The following is a 21,565-nucleotide window of genomic DNA, read 5'->3' on the forward strand; positions in this document are numbered from 1 at the left end:
CACGGACCCCGCCTGCCCTCTTCCCAGCCGCGGCGGGCGAGCGAGGGCGCGGATGCCGGTCGGCCCGCTCCTTTCCCAGCCGCGGCGGGCGCGTGGTACCCGCGTGCACTCTTCCCAGCCGCGGCGGGCGAGCGACGGCCCGGATGCCGGTCCGCCCGCTCCCTTCCATCCGCGGCGGGCGGCGGGGGGCCAATCCGCCTCGGGCGGCACGCCGAACTCATCTCGGACACCCTGCCCGTCCCCGTCGGGCAGTCGCGCGGTCACCGTCATCGGAGACGGCGGCCCCACACGAGGAGGACTGCATGCGCACCACCACCCGTATCGCCACCGCCGGCTTCGCCGCCGCGGCCGCCATGACCCTGACCGTCGGGCCGGCCTTCGCCGCCGACAACGCCTGGGTCAGCGCCAACCTCAAGCCCGTCGTCGAGAACGGCGTCAAGGGCAGCGGCACCGCCATGGTCGAGGTCGACGGCACCACCATCACCGTCACCATGGCCGCCATGGGCCTGCTCCCCGACGCCCCCCACGCAGCCCACATCCACTTCGCCGCCGCCGCCCGCCACGAATGCCCCGCCGTGACCGACGACAAGAGCGGCGACGGCACCATCAACACCACCGAAGGCGGCCCCGCCTACGGCGACATCGTCGTCTCCCTCACCAAGACCGGAGACACCAGCCCCGCCAGCGGCCTCGCGGTCGACCGGTTCGACACCGCCCCCGGCGGCAAGATCAGCTACGAACGCGGCAGCATCAAGGTCTCCCAGGGCGTCGCCGACGCCATCACCAAGGGCCAGTCCGTCGTCGTCATCCACGGCGTGGACCACAACCACGACGGCAAGTACGACGGCGACACCAAGAGCGACCTCGACCCCAGCCTGCCCACCGAGGCCACCGACCCCGCCCTCTGCGGAGCCCTGCGCGTCGCCCCCGCCGGCGGCATGCACACCGGCGGCGGCCAGATCACCGGCCAGACCGACCAGGACGGCGCCAACACCGGCATGCTCGCCCTCGGCGGCGGCCTGCTCCTGGCCGCAGCCGGCACCGGAGCCTTCGCCGCCAAGCGCCGCAACGCGATCCGCGTCGGCGCCTGAGCGCCCAGCTCGACCTGCACCACAGCAGTTCGCACCACCAGAACACGCACCACCAGAACACGCACCACCGCAACCGGCACCACCAGAATGAGCACCACCGCAGTTCGCACCAAAGCACCACGCACCACGCACCACCTGAACCCGTAGCCGCGACCCGAGGGAGGACGACATGACACCGGACAGCTCACCAACGTCGACGTCCTCCCCCGGGTCGCGCGGCGGGCGTCACGCGACGCCACGGGGACGAGGCGTTCTCGCCCTCGCGGCGCTCGCCGCAGTGCTGCTCGTGGCCGGGATCGTCATCGGCGCCCTCGCCCTCCGTGGCGGTGACCCCGCCGGGGCGGCCTCAGCCGAAGGTCCGCCGCAGCCGGCCGCCGTCTCCACCAGCACGTCCTCAGGCTCGCCGTCGACCGCGGCCACACCGGCCACACCGGCCACACCGGCCACACCGTCGAACCCGCCCACCTCGACGGGTGGCGCGACCACGAGGCCCGGCGCGACAGCATCCGGCACGGCCGGCGATGCGGGTCCTGACGTCGGTGGGTTCCTCGCCGCGTCGCAGCCCACGAAGCTTCAGATCACGAGCATCGGGCTCTCGTCGTCGACCTTCGTGCCGCTCACCGTGCAGTCCGACGGCGTCATCTCGGTGCCCGGCACCGCGGACGAGGTCGGCCTCTACGCCGGCGGCCCGACCCCCGGACAGCTCGGCCCGTCGGTGCTCGCCGCCCACGTCGACACCCCCGACGGCCGTAAGGGCATCTTCTGGAAGCTCGGCGCCGTCAAGGCGGGCGACGCGGTCAAGGTCACCCGCGCCGACGGCACGACGCTGACCTTCACCGTCGACCGGGTGCAGGCGTTCAAGAAGACGGAGTTCCCGACCGACGAGGTCTACAAGGGTGACTTCACGCAGTCGCAGATCCGCCTCGTGACGTGCGGTGGGCCGACCGACAGTCGCAACGAGTACCGCGACAACGTCGTCGTCTTCGGCCACCTCACCTCCGTCGCGGGCTGACCGACACACCGAGCACTGCGCAGGTCGTCGCGTTGCAACGCGGGGAGCTGCACATTGCTCGGTGTGTTCGCCGGTGTCCGCGCCCGGGGTCAGGCGGGAGTCGGCCCACCGGCAGGGCCGATGTCGCGCTGCACCCACGTGACGTCGCGCCACGCCCCGTGCTTCCACCCGACCCGCCGGAACGTACCGACCGGCTCGAAACCCAGCGCCGCGTGCAGCCGGGCACTCGGCTCGTTCGGCTGCGTCATCCCGGCGGCCACGACACGGATGCCGCGGGCGACCAGCCGCTCGAACAGCGCGTCGTAGAGCTGCCGCCCTCCGCCGAGCCCCCGTGCCGAGGGCGCGAGGTACACCGAAACCTCGCTCGCGAACCGGTACGCCTCCCGCGCCTTGAACGGCCCGCCATAGGCGTAGCCGAGCACCTCGCCGTCGCGCTCGAGCACGACCCAGGCGTGTCGCTCCTGGGCGGCCACGATCCGGCGGGCCATCTCCGTCGCGTTCGGCGGCTCGAGCTCGAAGCTCACCGTCGTGCCGGTCACGAAGGGGGCGTAGATGCCCGCGCACGCACCGGCATCCGCCTCGGTCGCGTCACGGGTCGTCACGCGAGGGTGGGGACGGGGCTGGGAGTGAGGGCCGGACGTCGTCACCAGACCATCCGACCACTCCGTGCGCGACGCCCGCTCACGGCCCCAGCGTCACCCTGAGGATCCTCTCGTCGCTGTTGTCGGCCGTGCTGTCCTTGTCGCCGAGGTTGGTCGTCGTCAGCCACAGCCCGCCCGGCGCCGGCTCGACGGTACGCAGGCGGCCGTAGGTGCCGGCGAAGTACGTCTGCACCGACGTGAGGCTGTCGCCGCTGATGACCGCGCGGTACATGCGGGCGCCGCGGGCGCAGGCCACGTAGAGGGCTTCGCGCACGACGGCGATGCCCGAGCAGGAGCCCTCCGACGTCGGGTAGGTGCGCTTGGGCGCGATGTACCCGGTCGTGCCGCACGTGCCGACGGTGCCCTCGCACGCGGGCCAGCCGTAGTTGCCGCCCCTGACGATGAGGTTTGTCTCGTCCATGACCGAGTTGCCGAACTCCTGCTCCCACAGCCGGCCCTGGGAGTCGAAGGCGAGGCCCTGCGGGTTGCGGTGGCCGTAGCTCCAGACGTAGCTGCCGAACGGGTTGTCGCTCGGCACGCTCCCGTCGGGGTTGAGCCGCAGCACCTTGCCGTTGAGGCCGGCGACGTTCTGCGCGCTGTCGGGGTTCTGCGCGTCGCCCGTGCTCGCGTAGAGCTTGCCGTCGGGTCCGAAGCGCAGCCGCCCGCCGTCGTGGTACTTGTTGCGCAGGATGCCGCTGACGAGCACCTGGCCGGTCGCCGTGTCGAGGCGCAGGCCGGTGCCGGTCCCGGTGAGGCGGTAGCGCACGATGCGGTTGTCGGTCGGCGAGGTGTGCATGACGTAGAGCCATGGGTCGGACCCGAACGTCGGCGCGACGGCGAGCCCCATGAGGCCGCCCTCGCCGTCGGTGCCCGAGACGTTCGGCACCGTGCCGACGGTCGTCTTGCCGCCGGTCGCGGGGTCGAGCCTCACGAGGGTGCGGGCGTCGCGGCGGCCGTAGAGCACGCTGCCGTCGGGCAGCGTCACCAGCCCCCACGGGATGTCCGTGTCGGTCGCCACCTGGGCCACGCCGCAGACCGCGCTCGCGCACGCGGCGCCCGTCGTCACGCCGACGGACGCGCTGCGTGCCGAGACGTTGCCAGTCGCGTCGGCCGCCGTCACCGAGTAGGCGTAGGTCGTGCTCGGCGCCAGCCCGGAGTCGACGAACGTCGTCACCGGCGGGGTGGCGCCCGACCCGGTCACCGTGCCGACCCTGCTGCCGCCGCGGTAGACGTCGTAGGTGCGCACGCCGACGTCGTCGCTCGAGGCGGTCCACGTCAGGGTGACGGTCGTGCCGGATGCCGTACCGCGCAGCCCCGTCGGCACGCTCGGTGCCGTCGTGTCGACCTGGCACTGCGGCGGGGCGATCGTCACCGTCGCGCTGGCCTGCGACACGTTGCCCGCCGCGTCACGGGCGTTGACGTAGAGGCCCCACGTCGCGCCCGGCACGACGGTCAGCGACGTCGAGAGGGTGGAGCCGCCCACGGAGGTCATGAGCTGACCGTCGTGGTAGACGTCGTAGGCGGTCACGCCCACGGTGTCAGTGGCGGCGTTCCACGCGAAAGTGACCGTGCGACAGGTCAGTCCGCCGACCCGAGGGCTCGTCGGCGCACTCGGCGGCTGCGTGTCGGCCGACAGGGTCGTGCGCCACGCCTGGTTGCCCTGGTTGTTGCACGACCACGTCTCGACGAAGGCGCCGGATGCCGTGGACGCCCCGGTCACGTCGAGGCACAGCCCCGACTGCCGCCCCACGACGACGGTCGCCCCGGTGGCGGCTCCGGTGGTGCCGGTGCGAAGGTCGAACTTCTGGTTGGCACCGCCGCTGCAGGTGGAGCTCTGCACGACCGCGCCGCGGGTGGTGCTCGATCCGGCCACGTCGAGGCACCGGGTGCCGCCGAGGGTGCGCAGCTCGCCGGCGGCGGTGGCGGTGAAGGCCTGGTTGGAGTGGCCCGAGCAGGGCCAGATGATGATGCGCGCACCCGGCGAGGTCGAGGCCCCCGAGACGTCGAGGCACTTGCCCGACGCCACTCCGACGACCGGCACGTTCGCCGTGGCTGCGGTCGGTGCGGCAGGTGCAGCCGCCGGGGCAGCGGTGGCGACGGCGGCCGCGACGGCGGTCGGCACCGCCGTGACGACGAGGGCCACCGAGGCTACCGAGGCTACCGAGGCGACCGCGGCGGTCAGAGCCGTCAGCGCGCGCCGCAGGTGTCGGCGTCGACGGGTCGTCGGCGGGAGTGGTGAGCGGACCGGGTGGGGCACGACAGCCTCCGGAGGTCGGGCCGGGAGGTCGACGTCGACGGCCCCCGGCGCGGGGCCCGGGTCGACGCTGCTCGCGATCCGGTGGGCTCACCAAAGCGCCTCGCCCACCGGCTCGTCAACACCCTGCACTCTTCCCAGCCGCGGCGGGGTACCTGCGGCGGCGACCCGGGATCCGCTGCACTTTTCCCAGCCACGGCGGGCGAAGCGAGGCCGACACCCGGCATCCGCTGCACTCTTCCCAGCCGCGGCGGGCGAAGGGCGTCCGGCTACTCGGCCGTCGTCTCGGCCCGGTCGCCGGCCCAGTTGGTGTGGAAGGTGCCCTCGCGGTCGACCCGACGATAGGTGTGGGCGCCGAAGTTGTCGCGCAGCACCTGGATGAGGGCGGCCGGCAGGCGCTCGCTGCGCAGGCCGTCGAAGTAGGCGAGCGACGACGAGAACGCCGGCGACGGGATGCCCGACTGCACCGCCGCGGTCACGACCCGGCGCCACGCGTCGACGCCACGGCTCACGGCATCCGAGAAGTACTCAGCGGTGAGCAGCGTCGTCAGGTCGGGCTCGTCGGCGTAGACCTCGCGGATGCGGTCGAGGAAGCTCGCGCGGATGATGCAGCCACCGCGCCAGATCGTCGCGACGGTGCCGAGGTCGAGGTCCCAGCCGTGCTCCTCGGAACCGGCGGCGAGCTGGTCGAAGCCCTGCGCGTACGCCACGACCTTCGAGGCGTAGAGCGCGGCGCGCACGTCGTCGGTGAAGGCGTCGGGGTCGAACTCCCCACTGCCACCACGCTTCTCGGCCGTGTGCTCGGCCGTGTCCTCGGCCCTGTCGTCAGCCGTGTCGTCAGCCGACCCGTGGCCCAGGCCGTCGTGCCCGACCGCGTGCTCGGCGTCGGTCGTGCCCTCGGCGTCGGTGGCGTGGGCCGCGTCGACGGCGGGGCGCACCCCGAACGTCGTGCGGGCGGCGGCCCGCTGGTCGGTGTGCCCGGACAGGCTGCGCGCGAAGGTGGCCTCGGCGATGCCGGTGATGGGGACGCCGAGGTCGAGGGCGCTCTGCACCGTCCAGCGGCCTGTGCCCTTCTGTTCGGCCGCGTCGTCGACGACGTCGACGAACGGGCGGCCGGTCGCGGTGTCGGTGTGGGCGAGCACGTCGGCGGTCATCTCGATGAGGAACGACTCGAGGTCGCCGCCGTTCCACTCGCGGAACACCTCGGCGATCTGCGCCGGCTCCGTGCCGAGGATGCCGCGCAGCAGGTCGTACGACTCCGCGATGAGCTGCATGTCGGCGTACTCGATGCCGTTGTGCACCATCTTGACGAAGTGGCCGGCGCCGTCGGGGCCGAGGTGCGCGCAGCAGGGGGTGCCGTCCACCTGCGCGGCGATGCTCTCGACCACCGGGGCGAGGCGCGCGTAGGCGTGGTCCGAACCACCCACCATGATCGACGGGCCCTCCAGGGCGCCCACCTCGCCGCCGGAGACCCCCATGCCGACGAAGTGGATCCCCTTCTCGGAGAGCGCCTTCTCGCGGCGGATGGTGTCGACGAAGTGCGCGTTGCCGGCGTCGACGACGATGTCGTCCTCGTCGAGCAGCGGCACGAGCTCGTCGATGACGGCGTCCGTCGGGTCGCCCGCCTTGACCATGACGATGATGGCCCGCGGCTTCTCGATCGAGGCGACGAAGTCCTCGATCGACTCGGAGCCGACGAAGTCGCCCTCGTCGCCGTGGTCGTCGAGCAGGCTCGTCATGCGGGCGGTCGTGCGGTTGTGCACGGCGACGGTGTGGCCGTGCCGGGCGATGTTGCGGGCGAGGTTGCGACCCATGGTCGACAGGCCGGTGACTCCGATGGTGGCGCGTGCGTTCATGCGTGGCTCGTACCCCCTCGGGGGCCGCGAATAGGCTCGGGTGCCATGACGCGCCGCCCGAACATCGTCTTCGTGCTCAGCGACGACCACGCCGCGCACGCCATCAGCGCCTACGGCTCGGTGGTCAACCGCACGCCGCACATCGACGCCGTCGGCGAGACCGGCGTCCGCTTCGACAACCTCTTCGCCACCAACTCGCTGTGTGCGCCGAGCCGGGCGTCGATCCTCACCGGCACCTACAGCCACGTCAACGGTGTCGCCACCCTCGACACGTTCATCGACAGCTCCCAGCCGACCTTCGTCGACCAGCTGCGGGCCGTGGGCTACCGCGCCGGCTTCGTCGGCAAGTGGCACATGGGTGACGGCGAGACCGACGGCGTCAGCCACGACCCACGCGGCTTCGACCACTGGGACGTGCTCATCGACCAGGGCGAGTACCACGACCCGCGCTTCCTCTCGGCCGACGGGCTGCGCGTCGAGCGCGGCTACGCCACCGACCTCATCACCGACCTCGCCCTGCGGTGGGTCGACTCGCTCGACGGCGACGACCCGTGGGTGCTCTTCGTGTGGCACAAGGCGCCCCACCGACCGTGGGAGCCGGATGCCGCGCACGCCGGCGCGTACAGCGAGCCCATCCCGGTGCCCGCGACCTTCACCGACGACCTCTCGACCCGGTCGGCGAGCGCCCGTCGGGCCGCCATGAGCATCGGCGAGCACCTCACCGAGGAGGACCTCAAGCAGCCCGTCCCCGAGGGCCTCTCGCCCGAGGCGGCGACGCTCTGGAAGTACCAGCGGTACATGGAGGACTACCTCGCGTGCGTCGCCTCGGTCGACGACAACGTCGGCCGGGTGACCGACTGGCTGCGCGGACGGGGCGACCTCGACGACACCGTGCTGCTCTACGGCAGCGACCAGGGGTTCTTCCTCGGTGACCACGGCTGGTTCGACAAGCGGTTCATGTACGAGGAGTCGATCCGCATGCCGATGCTGCTGTCGTACCCCAGGGCGGTCGCCGCCGGCCAGGTGCACACCGGCATCGTCACCAACGTCGACATCGCGGTCTCGCTGCTCGAGGCGGCCGGCGCCGACCGGCATCCGCGCATGCAGGGCCGCTCGTTCTGGCGCGACATCGCGGACGACACCGAGCACCACAACGAGACCGGCCACGCGCCCCCGCCCGCCGACGGCCTCTACTACCGCTACTGGATGCACGACGACCGCAGCCACCACGTCGGCGCGCACTACGGCTACCGCGACGACCGGTACACGCTCATCTACTTCTACAACGACGGCCTCGGGATGCCGGGCTGCTCAGACCAGCGCTATCCCCCGGAGTGGGAGCTCTACGACCTGCACACAGACCCGCACCAGCTCGTCAACGTCGCCGACGACCCCGCGTACGCCGACGTCCGCGCCGAGCTGGAGGCCCGGCTCTGGCGCGCGCAGGCCGCCGTCGGCGACGAGCCGCACCCCGACCAGCCGGTGCCAACACTGGTCGCGAGCGACGGCTGACCCCCTCGTGACCCCGGCGAGGAGGTCACACCGGGCTCAGGTCGCCGGCCTCTCGGCGACCCGGCCGGTGTCCGGGTCGTAGGAGGCTGCGATCTCGGACAGCACCTGCTGGAAGGCCATCTCGGTGGCCGCCCGCACGCGGTCGAGGCGGTGCGCGACGAGTACGCGCCGGTGGGGCGCCGTGTCGCCGAGCGAGACGACCCGCACGTTCGGGTGCTTGTTGACGACCGCCGTGCGTGGCGCGAGGGCGATGCCCAGGCCGACGCTGACCATGGCCTGCGCCTCCTGGTAGTCGTTGGCGCGGAAGGAGATCCGCGGCTCGAACCCGGCCGCGAGCCCACTGCGGCTCAGCACCTCGACGACCGGGTGGTCGTTGGACCGGATGATCCACCGTTCGCCGGCGAGGTCGCCCACCGCGACCTGGCGACGGCGGGCGAGCGGGTGGTCGGCAGCGACGACGAGCACCGTCGGGTCGGTGAAGAGGGTGGTCAGCGACAGCTGGTCGGCCTGGATGCGGCCCCACTCGTAGTCCCACAGCATCGAGAGGCCGACGACGCCCTCCTCGAGCATCTCGATGAGCTCGGCCTCCCGCGCACTGCGGATGTTGAGCTGGATGGAGGGGTACAGCTGGCCGAACCGCTTGACCGCGAGCGGCAGGAAGCTGCTGCCGACCGTCGGGAACGTGCCCAGCTCGAGCGTGCCGCGCCGCAGACCCGCGATGTCGCGCAGGTCGCTCTCGGCGGCCGCCATCTGCCGGAAGACCTTGCGGGCGTGCACGGCGAGCACGTGCCCCGCCTCGGTCGGCACCATGCCGCGGGCGTGCCGCTGCAGGAGCGGCATGCCGACCTCGGTCTCGAGCCGGCGCAGCTGCTGCGACACGGCCGACGGCGTGTACGTCATCGCCTCCGCGGCCGCGGTCACCGAGCCGTGCTCGACGACGTTGAGCAGCACCTCCAGCCGCCTGATGTCGAGCATGGCTCCGCCCACCTTTCACCTCTGCTACAGGACAGTGAAGCAGACGCCACCCACGCTGAAAACCATCGAACCGGCTGTCGAACAGCGTGATCGCTGGCTGACGTCGGTATGACGGGGTCCTTGACATGTCTCACGGTCTGCAGAGACCGTCATGACTTCAGCACTGCTACAACCCGATGCAGAAACGCGTGCTGGTGCTACAGCGACGACGTCGCCACGCTGGGGAGGTCAGCCACACACCTCACCGGGGAGAGACCATGAGCGCCGTTCCGGCCACCTGGATGCGCGGGGGCACCAGCAAGTGCTGGGTCTTCCGGCGACCCGACCTCGACCTGCCCGGCCGCACCGTCGACGCCGTGCTGCTCGGTCTCTTCGGCAGCCCCGACCCGCGCCAGCTCGACGGGGTGGGCGGTGCCACCTCGACGACGAGCAAGGCCGTAATCCTCAGCCCGTCCGACGACCCCGACGTCGACGTCGAGTACACCTTCGCGCAGGTCGGCATCGACGAGGCGAAGGTCGACTGGGGCAGCAACTGCGGCAACTGCTCGGCCGTCGTCGCGCCCTTCGCGGTCCGCGAGGGCTGGGTCACCCCGACCGGCACCCGCACCCGCGTCCGCGTGCTCAACACCAACACCGGGCAGCTCATGGTGCAGCACGTCGGCACCCGCGACGGCGGCCTCGACGAGCGCCCGACGACGACCATCCCCGGCGTCGTCGTCCCCGGCGCCCGCGTCGACCTCGGCTTCGTCTCCCCCGCCGGCCGCAGCACCGGCTCGCTCCTGCCGTCAGGGTCGCCCACCGACACCCTGACCGCCGGCGACGTCACCGTCCCCGCCACCCTCGTGGATGCCGGTGCGCCCGTCGTCGTGCTCCGCGCGGCCGACCTCGGGCTGAGTGCCCGCGAGACCCCGGCCCGGCTCGACGCCCGCCCCGACCTGCTCGCGACGCTCGACGGCCTCCGCCGCGCCGGCGCCGTCGCCATGGGCATGGCCGACACCCCCGAGGCGGCGGCCCGCGCCGTCCCCAAGCTGGCGGTCGTCGCCGCACCGGACGAGGCCGAGCGCTCCGGCGGCGCCCACCTCGTCGTGCGCATGCTGTCGATGGGCCTGGTCCACCCCGCCCTGCCCATCACCGGCAGCGTCGCCCTCACCCTCGCCTCGCGCGAGACCGGGACCGTCGTCTCCGACCTGCTCGGCGGGCCCGCCGACGGCACCGCGACCGAGGCCGGCCACGAGTTCTCGATGCTGACGCCGGCGGGGCTCGTCACGACGACGTACTCCGTCGAGGACGGCCAGCCCGTCGTCGCCGCCGTCCGCACGTACCGACGCCTCGTCGAGGGCTCGATCGAGCTGCCCGTCGTCGCCGGTGCACCCGTCAGCGCGGCCGACGAGACCGCCCGGAGCACCGAGCCCAGCGACGCCACCGACGCAGCCGTGACCGGCTCGCCCGGGTCACCGGCATCCGAGCACCAGCGCGCGATCGCGTGAGCGCCGCGACGCCCTCGCAGCACCGCCTCCCCCACACCCTCGGCGACTCGACGTCGCCGGACCGACCCGGCACAGTGCCGTCCGAGAGAAGGTCACCCCGATGAACCGTTCCATCCGCCCCCGGCTCGCCCGGCTGACCGGAGCAGACCGCGGATCCGTCTCGCCCCGACCCACCCCGGGCGACGGCGCCACGCGTCCCGAGGGTGCCGAGGGTCCCGCGGGACCCGACGGCCCCGGCGTCCCGCACGGCCCGTCCGACGACAGCGACGACGCTGGAGCCACCGACGACGCGACCGCGAAGAGCGCCACCGACGAGGCCGAGGACGAGGCCGGCGACGAGGCCGGCGACGACCTCCCCCTGCCCAGCCGGCGCACCGCGCTCGGGGTCATGGGCGGCTTCGCCCTGCTCGCCGCGGCTGGGACGCTGCTCGGCAGCGACCTGCTGCACCCCCCGGCATCCACGGTCGACGGCGACTACGCCGGCGAGACGGTCGAGTTCCTCATCCCCCTCGCCGAGGGCGGCGGTACCGACACGTGGGCCCGCTTCATCGGTACTCAGCTGACCCACGCGATCCCCGGTTCGCCCGGCTTCGCGCCGACGAACGAGGCGGGCGGCGAGGGCATCTCGGGCACGAACCACTTCGTCAGCTCGGCCCGGCCCGACGGCACCGAGCTGCTCGTCAGCACCGCGACGACGGTCGTGCCCTGGCTGCTCAGGCGGCAGGCCGTGCGGTACGACTTCACCGAGCTCGTACCCGTGCTCGCCAACGGCACCGGCGCCGTCGTATACGCCCGCACCGGGGCCGGCGTGACAGGTCTCAAGGACGTCGTGGGCCGTTCCACTCCGCTGAAGTTCGGTGGCATCGCCGCGACCGGCCTCGACCTCACGACGCTGCTCGCCTTCGACCTGCTCGAGATGGACGTCGACGCCGTCTTCGGCTTCGAGGGCCGCGGCCCGGTCAACCTCGCCCTCCAGCGCGGCGAGATCGACATCGACTACCAGACGACGTCGGCCTACCCCTCGGCCGTCAAGACGCTGCTCGAGGAGAAGAGCGCCGTCGCGCTGTTCTCCCTCGGCCAGCTCGACGAGAACCGCGACGTCGTGCGCGACCCGAACTTCGCCGACCTGCCGACCGTCGTCGAGGCGTACGAGAGCCTCTACGGCACGGCCCCCTCCGGCGCGAAGCTCGAGGCGTACAAGACCGTCCTCGGCGTCACGTACACCTACCAGAAGGGGCTCTGGGTCCTCCCTGAGACGCCCCCCGCCGCCGTCGAGCTGCTGCGCACGAGCGCCGAGAAGCTCGGCGCGTCACCCGCGTTCGAGAAGGCCGCCGCCAAGGTGCTCGGCGGCTACCCGCTGGATGCCGGTGCCGACCTCCGCGAGCGCATCGCCGCCGCGTACACCGTCAGCCCCGAGGTGCGCGAGCACGTCGTCCAGCTGCTCACCTCCACCTACGACGTCACGATCGATTGAGGCCACCATGTTCGACTCAGCGTTGAGTGCCCTCGGGTCCCTGGCCCAACCGTCCCTGCTGCTCATGCTCCTCATCGGGGTCGCCGCCGGCCTCGTCATGGGGCTCATCCCCGGCCTCGGCGGCACCGGTGCCGTGGCCATCCTGCTCCCGGTCACGTTCGGCATGGAGCCCGAGCAGGCCTTCGCCCTGCTCATCGGCGCCCTGGCCGTCGTCCACACCTCCGACACCGTCTCGGCCGTCCTGCTCGGGGCACCGGGGTCGGCATCCGCGAGCGTCACCATGCTCGACGGCTACGCCATGGCCCGGAAGGGGCAGGCCAAACGGGCCCTGTCGCTCGCCTTCCTCTCCTCCATGGCGGGCGGGATCATCGGCGCCCTCGGGCTCACCCTCGCCATCCCGCTGGCCCGGCCGCTCGTGCTCTCGTTCGCCAGCCCCGAGCTGTTCATGCTCACCGTCCTCGGCGTCTCGCTCGCCGCCGTGCTCTCGCGCGGCAACGTCGTCAAGGGCGTCCTCTGCGGTCTGCTCGGCCTGCTGCTCGGCATGGTGGGCACCTCGCCCACGACCGCCGAGGAGCGCTTCACCGGCGGCAGCCTCTTCCTCGGCGACGGCCTGTCCCTCGTCGCGGTCGCGCTCGGCATCTTCGGGCTCGCCGAGATCGCCACCCGCGTCGGCCAGCGCCGCACCAGCCGCGACCTCGTCACCCTCGGCGGCGGGTGGGGTGCCGGCATCCGCGAGTGGCTGACCCACTGGTCGCAGGTCATCCGCGGCTCGCTCATCGGCATCTGGGCCGGCGTGCTCCCCGGCGTCGGCGCGACCGCCGGCACGTGGCTCGCCTACGGGCAGGCCGTCGCCACCGCGAAGGACAAGCGCAAGTTCGGCAAGGGCGACCCGCGCGGCATCGTCGGCCCCGAGAGCGCCAACAACTCGGTCGAGGCCGGTGACCTCATCCCGACCCTGCTCTTCGGCATCCCCGGTGGTGTGCCGTCGGCGATGCTGCTCGGGATGCTGCTCACCTACGGCATCCAGCCCGGCCCGTCCATCGTCACCGAGCACCTCAACCTCATGTACCTCATCATCTGGTGCTTCGCGATCGCCAGCGTCGTCGGCGCGTTCCTCTGCTTCCTCGGGACGCCGACCCTCGCCAAGCTCACCAAGGTGCCCTTCGCGGTGCTCGGCCCGGGCCTGCTCGTCATCATGCTGCTCGGCGCCTTCCAGGGCGAGGCGCAGATCGGCGACCTGTGGGTGATGATCCTGCTCGGCGTCATCGGCTGGGTGCTCAAGGCGACCGACTCGCCCCGCGCGCCCTTCCTCATCGGGTTCGTCCTCGCCATCCCGATGGAGCGCTACTACTACCTCACCGACTCGCTCAACGACGGCCTCGGCTGGATGGCCCGCCCGTGGGTCATCGTCTTCCTCGCCGTGCTCGTGGGGCCGGCGATCTGGGCGCTCGTCAAGTGGGTCCGCACCCGCCGTGACCTCGCCGCCGACGACGGCCACGGGGCCGCCGCGCAGCTCATGCACTCCGACGACGAAGCCGAGACCGACGGCCTGCTCAAGAACTCGCCGTGGTCGCTGTCGGTGGCGGTCGGAGCCGTCGTCGTGTTCGGCGGGGCCCTCTGGGCCAGCAGCGGCTTCTCGCCCGAGGCGGCGCTGCTGCCCCGGCTGGTGTCGGTCGTCGGGCTGGTCGTGGGGCTCGTCCTGCTCGGCCAGGAGCTGCGCCACCGCCGCACCTGGACCCGCCAGGGCCGGGCCGAGACGCTGACCGTGACGACGGCGCTGCGCACCTTCGCGATCATGGTCGGCTTCCTCGCCCTCGTCATGGTCGTCGGCTACCTCGCCGCCGTGCTGGTCTTCGTGCCGGCGTACCTGCTCTTCATCGCCCGGGCCCGCGCGAAGACGACGGTCATCTACACGCTCGTGCTCGGCGCGGCCCTACTCGCCCTGCCGTCGCTCATTCCCGTCGACCTGCCGACCGGTCTGCTGGGATGAGCCGTCAGCACCGTGCGACGGGTCCGTCCGAGCCGTCCGAGCCGTCCGAGCCGGTCGAGCCGGTCGAGCCGGTCGAACCGTCACACCTGACCCGCCCGTCCGGGCCGAACGACCCCGCCCACCCCGTCGACCCGAGGAGCGCCGCATGACCGTCGTCGCCGTCCACTCCGCGACCGAGCCCGGCCGGGCCGCACTGGCCCACGCGGGGCGAGAGGCCCTGCGCACCGGCGACCACCTCGTCGTCGTCGACGGGGACCCGCGGCGCCGGGCCGCCGGCGTCGAGGAGATCGTCGACGAGCTTGGCGAGACCGCGCGTCGGATGGAGGAGGCAGGCCTGACGGTGAGCCTGGGCCACTCACCGCTCACCGACGCGAGCGACGCCGTGGTGCAGATCGCTCAGCAGCACGACGCCCGCCTCATCGTGCTCGGCCTGCGCCACCGCTCCCCGGTGGGCAAGCTCATCCTCGGCAGCACCGCGCAGCGCATCCTGCTCGAGGCCACCTGCCCGGTGCTCGCCGTCAAGGCCTGACGCCGGCCAAGGTCGTACCCGCCGTGAACGCCGGTCGTCGGGGCGAATGCCGGGTGGTGGCCCGAGGGCGGTCGGGCCACCCCCCTGCCCTGCTGAGCAGCGCCGATGGCTGGTGATGGCTGCTGATGGCTGCTGATGGCTCCCGATGGCTCCCGAAGGCTGGCGAGCACCTGTCCTGCGGTGTCGAGCGGTGCCGAGCACTGCCGAACCCACCGCTTCGACCGTAGGCTCAGGGAGTGGCAGGGTCGGTTCCACCGCGGACGACCGTCGCCGAGCGCCTCGGTGACGTGTTCGACCCTGCGCCGCCGCCGGACGGGCGGAAGCCCCGCTGGCGGCGGGCCCGTGACAAGGCGGTCGAGCGGTATCGGCACCGTCGCCGGACGCCGCCGAGGTTCTGGCTCGTCGTGGCCGCGGTCGTGGCCCTCGTCGCCGCGACCGACCTCTTCCTCGTCACCCGACCCGAGACGCCGCCGGCGCTGACGACCCGCGACGTGCAGGCCCTCACGGCGAAGCAGCTCGACGAGCGCGCCACGGCCGACGCGGCCCGGCCGTCCGACGCCACCGTGGCCTATCAGGCGATCCAGCCCTCGCTCGTGCTCATCACGACCCAGCAGCCGGCCGACTCCGCCGCCGGTCGCGGCGCCGGGCAGGGGACCGGGGCCGGTGTCATCGTCAACGCCGACGGCACGGTGCTGACCGCGCTGCACGTCGTCGAGGGGGCCACGACCATCAAGGTCACCTACGCCGACGGCACGAGCTCGGACGCCACGGTCGCCAAGGCCCAGCCCGAGAGCGACATCGCCACCCTCGCCCCCGCCGACCTCCCCGAGACCGTCGTGCCGGCGGTGCTCGGCGGCGGCGTCGTGGTCGGAGCACCGGTGTTCGCGGTCGGTCACCCGCTCGGCCTCACCGACTCTCTCTCGGCCGGGGTCGTGTCGGCCCTCGGCCGCTCCGTGCGTGTCGAGGGCGGCCGCACCCTCAAGGACCTCATCCAGGTCGACACCGCCGTCAACCCCGGCAACTCCGGTGGGCCCCTGCTGAACAGGGCCGGTCAGGTCGTCGGCATCGTCACCGGCCTCGCCAACCCGTCCGACGAGAGCTCGTTCATCGGCATCGGCTTCGCCGTCCCCATCGCCACCGCCGGCGGTGCCGCCGGTGGTCCGCCCCAGTGACCGACCAGAACGACCCGACCGACCCGACCGACCGCCAGCGACCGTCTCCGACCCCACCCAGCGAGGACCGCATGACGCAGAGCACCCCGGCCCCGACGGCATCCGCCGGCGACGCGCGCCACGCCCTCGAGCGCGCCCTCTACGAGGTCAAGCGCGTCATCGTCGGGCAGGACGAGCTGCTCGAGCGCATGCTCGTCGCGCTGCTCGCTCGCGGGCACCTCCTCGTCGAGGGCGTGCCCGGCCTGGCCAAGACGATGGCGGTCAAGGCCCTCGCGGACGCCGTCGGCGGTGACTTCAAGCGGGTGCAGTTCACGCCCGACCTCGTCCCCGCCGACCTGCTCGGCACCCGCATCTACAACCAGCGCGACGGCGAGTTCCAGGTCTCGCTCGGACCGGTCTTCGCCAACCTCGTGCTCGCCGACGAGATCAACCGGGCGCCGGCCAAGGTGCAGAGCGCCCTGCTCGAGGTCATGCAGGAGCGGCAGGTCACCATCGGCCGCGAGACCTTCAGGGCCCCCGACCCCTTCCTCGTCATGGCGACCCAGAACCCCATCGAGTCGGAGGGCGTGTACGCGCTCCCCGAGGCGCAGGTCGACCGCTTCATGCTCAAGGTCCTCGTCGGATACCCCTCCGCCGCAGAGGAGTTCGTCGTCGTCGAGCGCATGATCGGTGCCGCCGCTCGCGCCGTGCAGGTCATCGACGCCGACCAGCTGCGCGCGTTCCAACGACAGTCGGATGCCGTGTACGTCGACCCGGGTGTCATCGAGTACGCGGTGTCGCTGGCCACGGCGACGCGCGACCCGGCCTCGGTCGGTCGCGGTGACCTCGCGCGCCTGCTGACCTACGGCGCCAGTCCCCGGGCCTCGATCAACCTCGTGCTGGCGGCCCGGGCCCTCGCCTTCCTGCGCGGGCGCGACCACGTGCTGCCGACCGACGTCCGCGACCTCGCCCGCGACGTGCTGCGCCACCGCATCGTCCTCGGCTACGAGGCCCTCGCGGAGGATCTCTCGCCCGACGACCTCCTCGGCCCGATCATCGACGCGGTACCCGTGCCCTCCGTGCCGCTCGGTGACCGCAGGGCCTCGGCGGTCGTCGAGGGGTGGAACGCGTACCCGCCCCGCCCACCGGCATCCGACGGCGGCGGACCCTACGGCGACCCCGGGCAGGGCGGCATGCAGGTCAGCGGCCGGCAAGGCGGCCGTGGCGGCAGTACGGGCGTCGGGTTCAGCGGTGACACAGGCGATTCCGGTGGGTCGACGTGGTCGCGGCCCCGCCCCTGACGGCCGAGCGGCTGCTGCGCACCCTCGAGTGGCGGGTCGTGCGGCCGCTCGACGGACGCCTGCAGGGCGACTACCGCAGCCTCTTCACGGGCGGCGGTCTCGACTTCACCGACCTGCGCGAGTACGAGCCGGGCGACGACCCCCGGCACATCGAGTGGAACGTCACCGCACGCCTCGACACCCCGTGGGTGCGGCAGTACGTCGAGAGCCGCGAGCTGACGGCGTGGCTGCTGCTCGACCACTCCGCCTCGATGGCGTTCGGGCCGGTCGACCGGCAGAAGAGCCTTGTGCTGGCCGAGGTGGCCACGACCCTCGCGCACGTGCTCACCCGCGGCGGCAACCGGGTGGGCGCCGTCGTGCTCGACCGTGACGTCGAGCGGGTCATCCCACCCGCGCAGGGGCGGGTGCAGGTGCTGCGCATCGCCGAGGCCCTGCTCGCCCAGCGCCGCGCCGCCGCCGACCGGGACGAGCGCGACAGCGACGCCGGCGGTGAGTCCGGGCACACCGGGCGCACCGGGCGCGCCGATCGCAGCGCCGTCGGGCCCACGGGGTGGCTGGCCCGGCGCCGGCAGCGCCGTGACCGCCGGGCGGCGGCCCGCGCGGGGGCCGACACCGACCGCGCCCGCTCGTCGACCGACCTCGCCGTGCTGCTGCGGGCCGCGTCGGGCCTGGCCCGACGGCGCTCGCTCGTCATCGTCGTGTCCGACTTCATCACCGCCCCGGGGTGGGAGCCCCACCTCGGCCGTCTTGCGCAGCGCCACGACGTCGTCGCCATCCAGGTCACCGACCCCCGCGAGCTCGACCTGCCCGACGCCGGCGCCGTGTACGTCGAGGACGCCGAGACGGGTGAGCAGATCTTCGTCGACACGAGCGACCCGGGCTTCCGGGCCCGGCTGCGAGCCGCCGCCGACCGGCGTCAGGCCGAGATCGCCGCCGCCACGGCGAGGTCGGGGGTCGAGCTGTACCGGGTCGGCACCGACGACGACCTCGTGCGCTCCCTCGTGCGCATCGCGAGCCTGCGACGGCGACGACGCCGAGGACCCCGATGACGCTCACCTGGCCCTGGGCCCTGCTCGGCCTGCTCGTCCTGCCCCCGCTGCTCGTCGGCTACCGGCGGCTGCTCGCGCAGCGCGAGCGGCGTCGCCTCGACCTGGCCGAGCAAGGTCTCGTCGCGGTCGGCGCGCCCCGCCGCGACCGGTGGCGCCACGTCGGCCCGGCCCTGCTCGTGGCGGCCCTCGCCCTCATGCTCGTCTCACTGACCCGGCCGGTCGCCGCGGTGGCCGAGCCGCGCCGCGAGGGCACGGTCGTGCTCGCCTTCGACGTGTCGACCTCCATGGCCGCGACCGACCTCGCCCCCACCCGGCTCGACGCGGCCAAGGCAGCGGCCCGCACCTTCGTCGAGCGCCAGCCGAGCACGGTGCGGCTCGGCGTCGTCGCCTTCGGCGGCACCGGCATCGTCGCGCAACGGCCCACCGACGACCGGGCCGCGGTGCTGGCCGCCATCGCCCGCCTGCGACCACAGGGCGAGACCTCGCTCGGTGACGGCATCCTCGCCTCCCTCAGCGCCATCGCCGGCAGGCCCGTCAAGGCGGGCGACGCCGAGCAGGGCAGCACCGACGGCAGCGACATCGGCTTCTACGGCGGCACCGCGGTCGTGCTGCTCACCGACGGTGAGAACACCGGCGGCAGCGACCCGGCGGAGATCGCCGACCTCGCCTCGGCCGCGGGCGTGCGCATCGAGCCGATCGGGCTCGGCAGCACCGCCGGGACCGTGCTGCAGGTCGACGGCTTCAGCGTCGCGACGAAGCTCGACGAGACCGGCCTGCGCCGGATCGCCGAGACGACCGGAGGCACGTACCGCCAGGCGTCGGATGCCGCGTCGCTGGCTGCCGTCTACGACGCGGTCGAGCCGACGTGGACCGTGCGCAGCGTGCCGCGCGAGGTGACGTCGCTCGTGGCCGCGGCCGCCGCCCTGCTGCTGCTCGCCGGGGCGGTCGTCACCGTGCTGCGCCAGGGGCGGGTGGTCTGAGATGGGGTTCGCCCAGCCGCTGCTGCTCGTGGCCCTGCTCGCCGTGCCGGTGCTGCTCGGGGCGTACGTCTGGCAGCTGCGGCGTCGCCGCCGGGTCGCCGTCCGGTACTCGAGCATCGCCCTCGTGCGGGCCGCGGCCGGGCCGGTCCGGTCGTGGCGGCGCCACGTCCCCGTCGGCCTCGTCCTGGCCAGCCTCGCCCTGCTCGGCCTCGCCGCCGCCCGGCCCCAGGTCCGTGCCGACGTGCCGGTGTCGAGCTCGACGGTCGTCATCGCGCTCGACGTCTCGGGGTCGATGTGCGCCACCGACGTGCAGCCCAACCGGCTCGCGGCGGCGCAGCAGGCCGTCCGCGGGTTCGTGCAGGCGCAGGACGAGCAGACCAAGGTCGGGCTCGTGCTCTTCTCCGGCTTCTCGCAGCTCGCCGTCGCCCCGACGACCGACCGCGACGACCTGGTCGCCGCCCTCGACGGGGTGACGACCGGGCGGGGCACGACCATCGGCTCGGCCATCCTCACCTCGATCGACGCCATCGCCGAGCTCGACCCGGGCGTCCAGCGCAGCGACCCGGTCGATGCCGCCGGTGCCGCCGGTGCGGGCGCGCTCTCGCCGACCCCGGCCCCCTCGTCCACCCGCCCGGCCACCGACCCGGGTGCGCCGGGAGGCGGACCCGGCGGGCCGGCATCCTCACCCGGTGGGCTCGCCCCCGAGATCGTCGTGCTGCTCACCGACGGCGCCAACACGCGCGGTGTCACCCCGCAGCAGGCCGCGCAGCAGGCGGCCGAACGCGGGGTTCGGGTGTACCCGATCGGGTTCGGCACGAAGAACCCGACGCAGCTCGTGTGCTCGCGCGACCAGCTCGGCGACGCCTCGCCCCGGTTCGGCAGGGGCGACACCTCGCAGCGGTACACCGACGCCGGCGGGCGCAACTACCTCGTCGTCGACGAGCCGGCGCTGCGCGTGGTGGCGCAGACGACGCAGGCGCAGTACTTCTCGGCGACGGACGCCGACCAGCTGACCTCCGTGCTGCGCGACCTGCCGCGGCACGTCACGGTGCAGCAGCAGGACGTCGACCTCAGCGCCTGGTTCGCCCTCGCGGCCGCGGCCCTGCTCGTCGGTGGCCTGGCCCTGTCGCTCCGCTGGAGCACCCTGAGCTGACGTCGGGCCGCACCCGCGACGGACAGGCGCACACCGTGCGGACGGCGACGCACCCTGCACGGTGCGCGGCCGTCGGTGAGGTGTGCGGCCGTCCGTGGGGTGTGCGCGCGTCCGCCGGGTGACGGCCGGATGACCTCAGGCGCACCGGTCAGGCGTAGCGGCCCGCCTCGAGGTCGTCGAGCAGGGTCGGGCCCTGCGGCTGCCAGCCGAGCAGCTCGCGGGTGGCCGTGCTCGCGACGACGGTGTCGACGCCGACGAACTCGCCGAGGAAGCCGAGGCGCTCGCCCGCCTCCTCGGGCGTCACCGACACGGCCGGCACGCCCAGGCGCCGCCCGATGGCCTCGGCCACGTCGCGGAACCGGACCCCCTCCTCGGCGACCGCGTGCAGCGTCGTGCCGGCGGGCGCCCCCTCGAGCGCGAGGCGGTAGAGCCGCGCGACGTCGGAGCGGTGGGCCGCCGGCCAACGGTTGGCGCCGTCGCCGACGTAGACCGACGCCCCCTGTGCGCGCGCCGCACCGACGATGGCGGCCATGAAGCCGTTGTCGCCCTCGCCGTGCACCGTCGGCGGCAGCCGCACCACCGCCGCCCGCACGCCGCGCTCGGCGTACGCGAGCACCCGCTCCCCGTTGGCGACCCGGGCGCGGGCGCCGGTCTGGCCGGGGTCGACCTCGTGCCCGTGCTGCTCGGTGACGGTCTCGCCCTCCTCGGCGAGGCCGATGAGCCGGAGGCGTTGAGGAACGGCCGGTCGCTGCCCGCGAGCGCCTCGCCGATCGCGTCGATGGCGGCCCGGTCGGCAGCGATGGCGCCGGCGAAGTCTCCCGAGAAGGCCAGCTCGTGCTTGAAGGCGAGGTGCAGGACGCCGTCGCTCTCGCGGGAGGCCTCCGTGAGGAGGTGAAGGTCGTCGATGCCGCCGTGCAGGGCGGTGGCGCCGGCCTCCTCGAGCCGCTCGGCGGAGGCGGACGACCGGGCCAGGCCGACGACCTCGTGGCCGGCCGCGAGCAGCTCGGGCACGACGGCCGAGCCGATCCAGCCCGATGCACCGGTGACGAGAACACGCATGACGAGCTCCTGGGGTCAGGTCCCGCCGCCCGTGTCCTCCGACCGTGGGTC

General features: G+C 73.4%; 17 protein-coding genes and 1 pseudogene. 12 read left to right on the top strand and 6 right to left on the bottom strand.

Annotated elements, in window-relative coordinates; all coding sequences use genetic code 11:
* Window positions 1–302: 302 nt before the first annotated feature.
* Both DFJ68_RS14585 and DFJ68_RS14590 read left to right on the top strand, forming a co-directional pair.
* Window positions 303–1,091, top strand: coding sequence for a CHRD domain-containing protein (locus DFJ68_RS14585; RefSeq protein ID WP_121034340.1), 789 nt, complete (start codon window positions 303–305; stop codon window positions 1,089–1,091).
* 169 nt (window positions 1,092–1,260) lie between these two features.
* Window positions 1,261–2,103, top strand: a complete 843-nt coding sequence (locus DFJ68_RS14590) for a sortase domain-containing protein (protein WP_211333375.1) — start codon at window positions 1,261–1,263, stop codon at window positions 2,101–2,103.
* 89 nt (window positions 2,104–2,192) lie between these two features.
* Here DFJ68_RS14590 and DFJ68_RS14595 read toward each other — a convergent pair whose 3' ends face one another.
* The 3 genes from DFJ68_RS14595 to gndA all read right to left on the bottom strand — a co-directional run bounded on the left by DFJ68_RS14595 (window position 2,193) and on the right by gndA (window position 6,854).
* Window positions 2,193–2,705 (bottom strand): GNAT family N-acetyltransferase, encoded by a 513-nt coding sequence (locus DFJ68_RS14595; protein WP_121034344.1) that lies wholly within the window; start codon window positions 2,703–2,705, stop codon window positions 2,193–2,195.
* A 79-nt stretch (window positions 2,706–2,784) separates the two neighbouring features.
* A complete protein-coding gene (locus tag DFJ68_RS14600; protein ID WP_211333376.1) occupies window positions 2,785–4,887 on the bottom strand; it encodes a PQQ-dependent sugar dehydrogenase in 2,103 nt (700 codons plus the stop codon).
* A 380-nt stretch (window positions 4,888–5,267) separates the two neighbouring features.
* Window positions 5,268–6,854 carry an NADP-dependent phosphogluconate dehydrogenase gene (gndA, locus tag DFJ68_RS14605; RefSeq protein ID WP_121034347.1) on the bottom strand — a complete coding sequence of 529 codons (1,587 nt, stop codon included), beginning with the start codon at window positions 6,852–6,854 and terminating at the stop codon, window positions 5,268–5,270.
* Between the two features lie 45 nt (window positions 6,855–6,899).
* Between gndA and DFJ68_RS14610 the strand changes: the two genes are divergently transcribed.
* On the top strand, window positions 6,900–8,366 hold the full coding sequence (locus DFJ68_RS14610; RefSeq protein WP_121034349.1) for a sulfatase family protein: 1,467 nt from the start codon (window positions 6,900–6,902) through the stop codon (window positions 8,364–8,366).
* A 36-nt stretch (window positions 8,367–8,402) separates the two neighbouring features.
* Here the strand turns inward: DFJ68_RS14610 and DFJ68_RS14615 are convergent, their stop codons facing one another.
* Window positions 8,403–9,341, bottom strand: a complete 939-nt coding sequence (locus tag DFJ68_RS14615; RefSeq protein WP_121034351.1) for a LysR family transcriptional regulator — start codon at window positions 9,339–9,341, stop codon at window positions 8,403–8,405.
* A 257-nt stretch (window positions 9,342–9,598) separates the two neighbouring features.
* Between DFJ68_RS14615 and DFJ68_RS14620 the strand changes: the two genes are divergently transcribed.
* The 9 genes from DFJ68_RS14620 (at window position 9,599) to DFJ68_RS14660 (ending at window position 20,455) form a co-directional block, all read left to right on the top strand.
* Window positions 9,599–10,828, top strand: a complete 1,230-nt coding sequence (locus DFJ68_RS14620) for a PrpF domain-containing protein (protein ID WP_121034353.1) — start codon at window positions 9,599–9,601, stop codon at window positions 10,826–10,828.
* Between the two features lie 100 nt (window positions 10,829–10,928).
* The gene (locus DFJ68_RS14625; RefSeq protein ID WP_121034356.1) at window positions 10,929–12,302 is read left to right on the top strand and encodes a hypothetical protein; all 1,374 of its coding nucleotides are present in this window, start codon (window positions 10,929–10,931) and stop codon (window positions 12,300–12,302) included.
* Window positions 12,303–12,309: 7 nt separating this feature from the next.
* Window positions 12,310–14,292 (top strand): tripartite tricarboxylate transporter permease, encoded by a 1,983-nt coding sequence (locus DFJ68_RS14630; RefSeq protein ID WP_121034358.1) that lies wholly within the window; start codon window positions 12,310–12,312, stop codon window positions 14,290–14,292.
* Window positions 14,293–14,437: 145 nt separating this feature from the next.
* Window positions 14,438–14,821: a universal stress protein gene (locus tag DFJ68_RS14635; protein ID WP_121034360.1), complete on the top strand. Its 384-nt coding sequence runs from the start codon at window positions 14,438–14,440 to the stop codon at window positions 14,819–14,821.
* Between the two features lie 404 nt (window positions 14,822–15,225).
* Entirely contained in the window at window positions 15,226–15,993 is a 768-nt protein-coding gene (locus DFJ68_RS14640; protein ID WP_121035409.1) for a S1C family serine protease, read from the top strand.
* A 71-nt stretch (window positions 15,994–16,064) separates the two neighbouring features.
* On the top strand, window positions 16,065–17,273 hold the full coding sequence (locus tag DFJ68_RS14645) for an AAA family ATPase (RefSeq protein ID WP_121035410.1): 1,209 nt from the start codon (window positions 16,065–16,067) through the stop codon (window positions 17,271–17,273).
* The gene (locus tag DFJ68_RS14650; RefSeq protein WP_121034362.1) at window positions 17,252–18,322 is read left to right on the top strand and encodes a DUF58 domain-containing protein; all 1,071 of its coding nucleotides are present in this window, start codon (window positions 17,252–17,254) and stop codon (window positions 18,320–18,322) included. The genes DFJ68_RS14645 and DFJ68_RS14650 overlap by 22 nt, the downstream gene beginning before the upstream one ends.
* The gene (locus DFJ68_RS14655) at window positions 18,319–19,302 is read left to right on the top strand and encodes a VWA domain-containing protein (RefSeq protein ID WP_121034363.1); all 984 of its coding nucleotides are present in this window, start codon (window positions 18,319–18,321) and stop codon (window positions 19,300–19,302) included. The genes DFJ68_RS14650 and DFJ68_RS14655 overlap by 4 nt, the downstream gene beginning before the upstream one ends.
* Window position 19,303: 1 nt before the next feature.
* Window positions 19,304–20,455: a vWA domain-containing protein gene (locus tag DFJ68_RS14660; protein ID WP_121034365.1), complete on the top strand. Its 1,152-nt coding sequence runs from the start codon at window positions 19,304–19,306 to the stop codon at window positions 20,453–20,455.
* Window positions 20,456–20,603: 148 nt separating this feature from the next.
* Here the strand turns inward: DFJ68_RS14660 and DFJ68_RS18980 are convergent, their stop codons facing one another.
* Together DFJ68_RS18980 and DFJ68_RS19035 are read right to left on the bottom strand one after the other, a co-directional pair.
* Complete coding sequence (locus DFJ68_RS18980; protein WP_276330708.1) at window positions 20,604–21,071, bottom strand: Rossmann-fold NAD(P)-binding domain-containing protein; 468 nt, start codon at window positions 21,069–21,071, stop codon at window positions 20,604–20,606.
* A gap of 101 nt (window positions 21,072–21,172) precedes the next feature.
* Window positions 21,173–21,514 (bottom strand): annotated as a pseudogene (locus DFJ68_RS19035) (NAD-dependent epimerase/dehydratase family protein); the annotation flags it as partial.
* Window positions 21,515–21,565: the final 51 nt, after the last annotated feature.

The organism is Terracoccus luteus, from assembly GCF_003635045.1.
Classification (GTDB): Bacteria; Actinomycetota; Actinomycetes; order Actinomycetales; family Dermatophilaceae; genus Terracoccus; species Terracoccus luteus.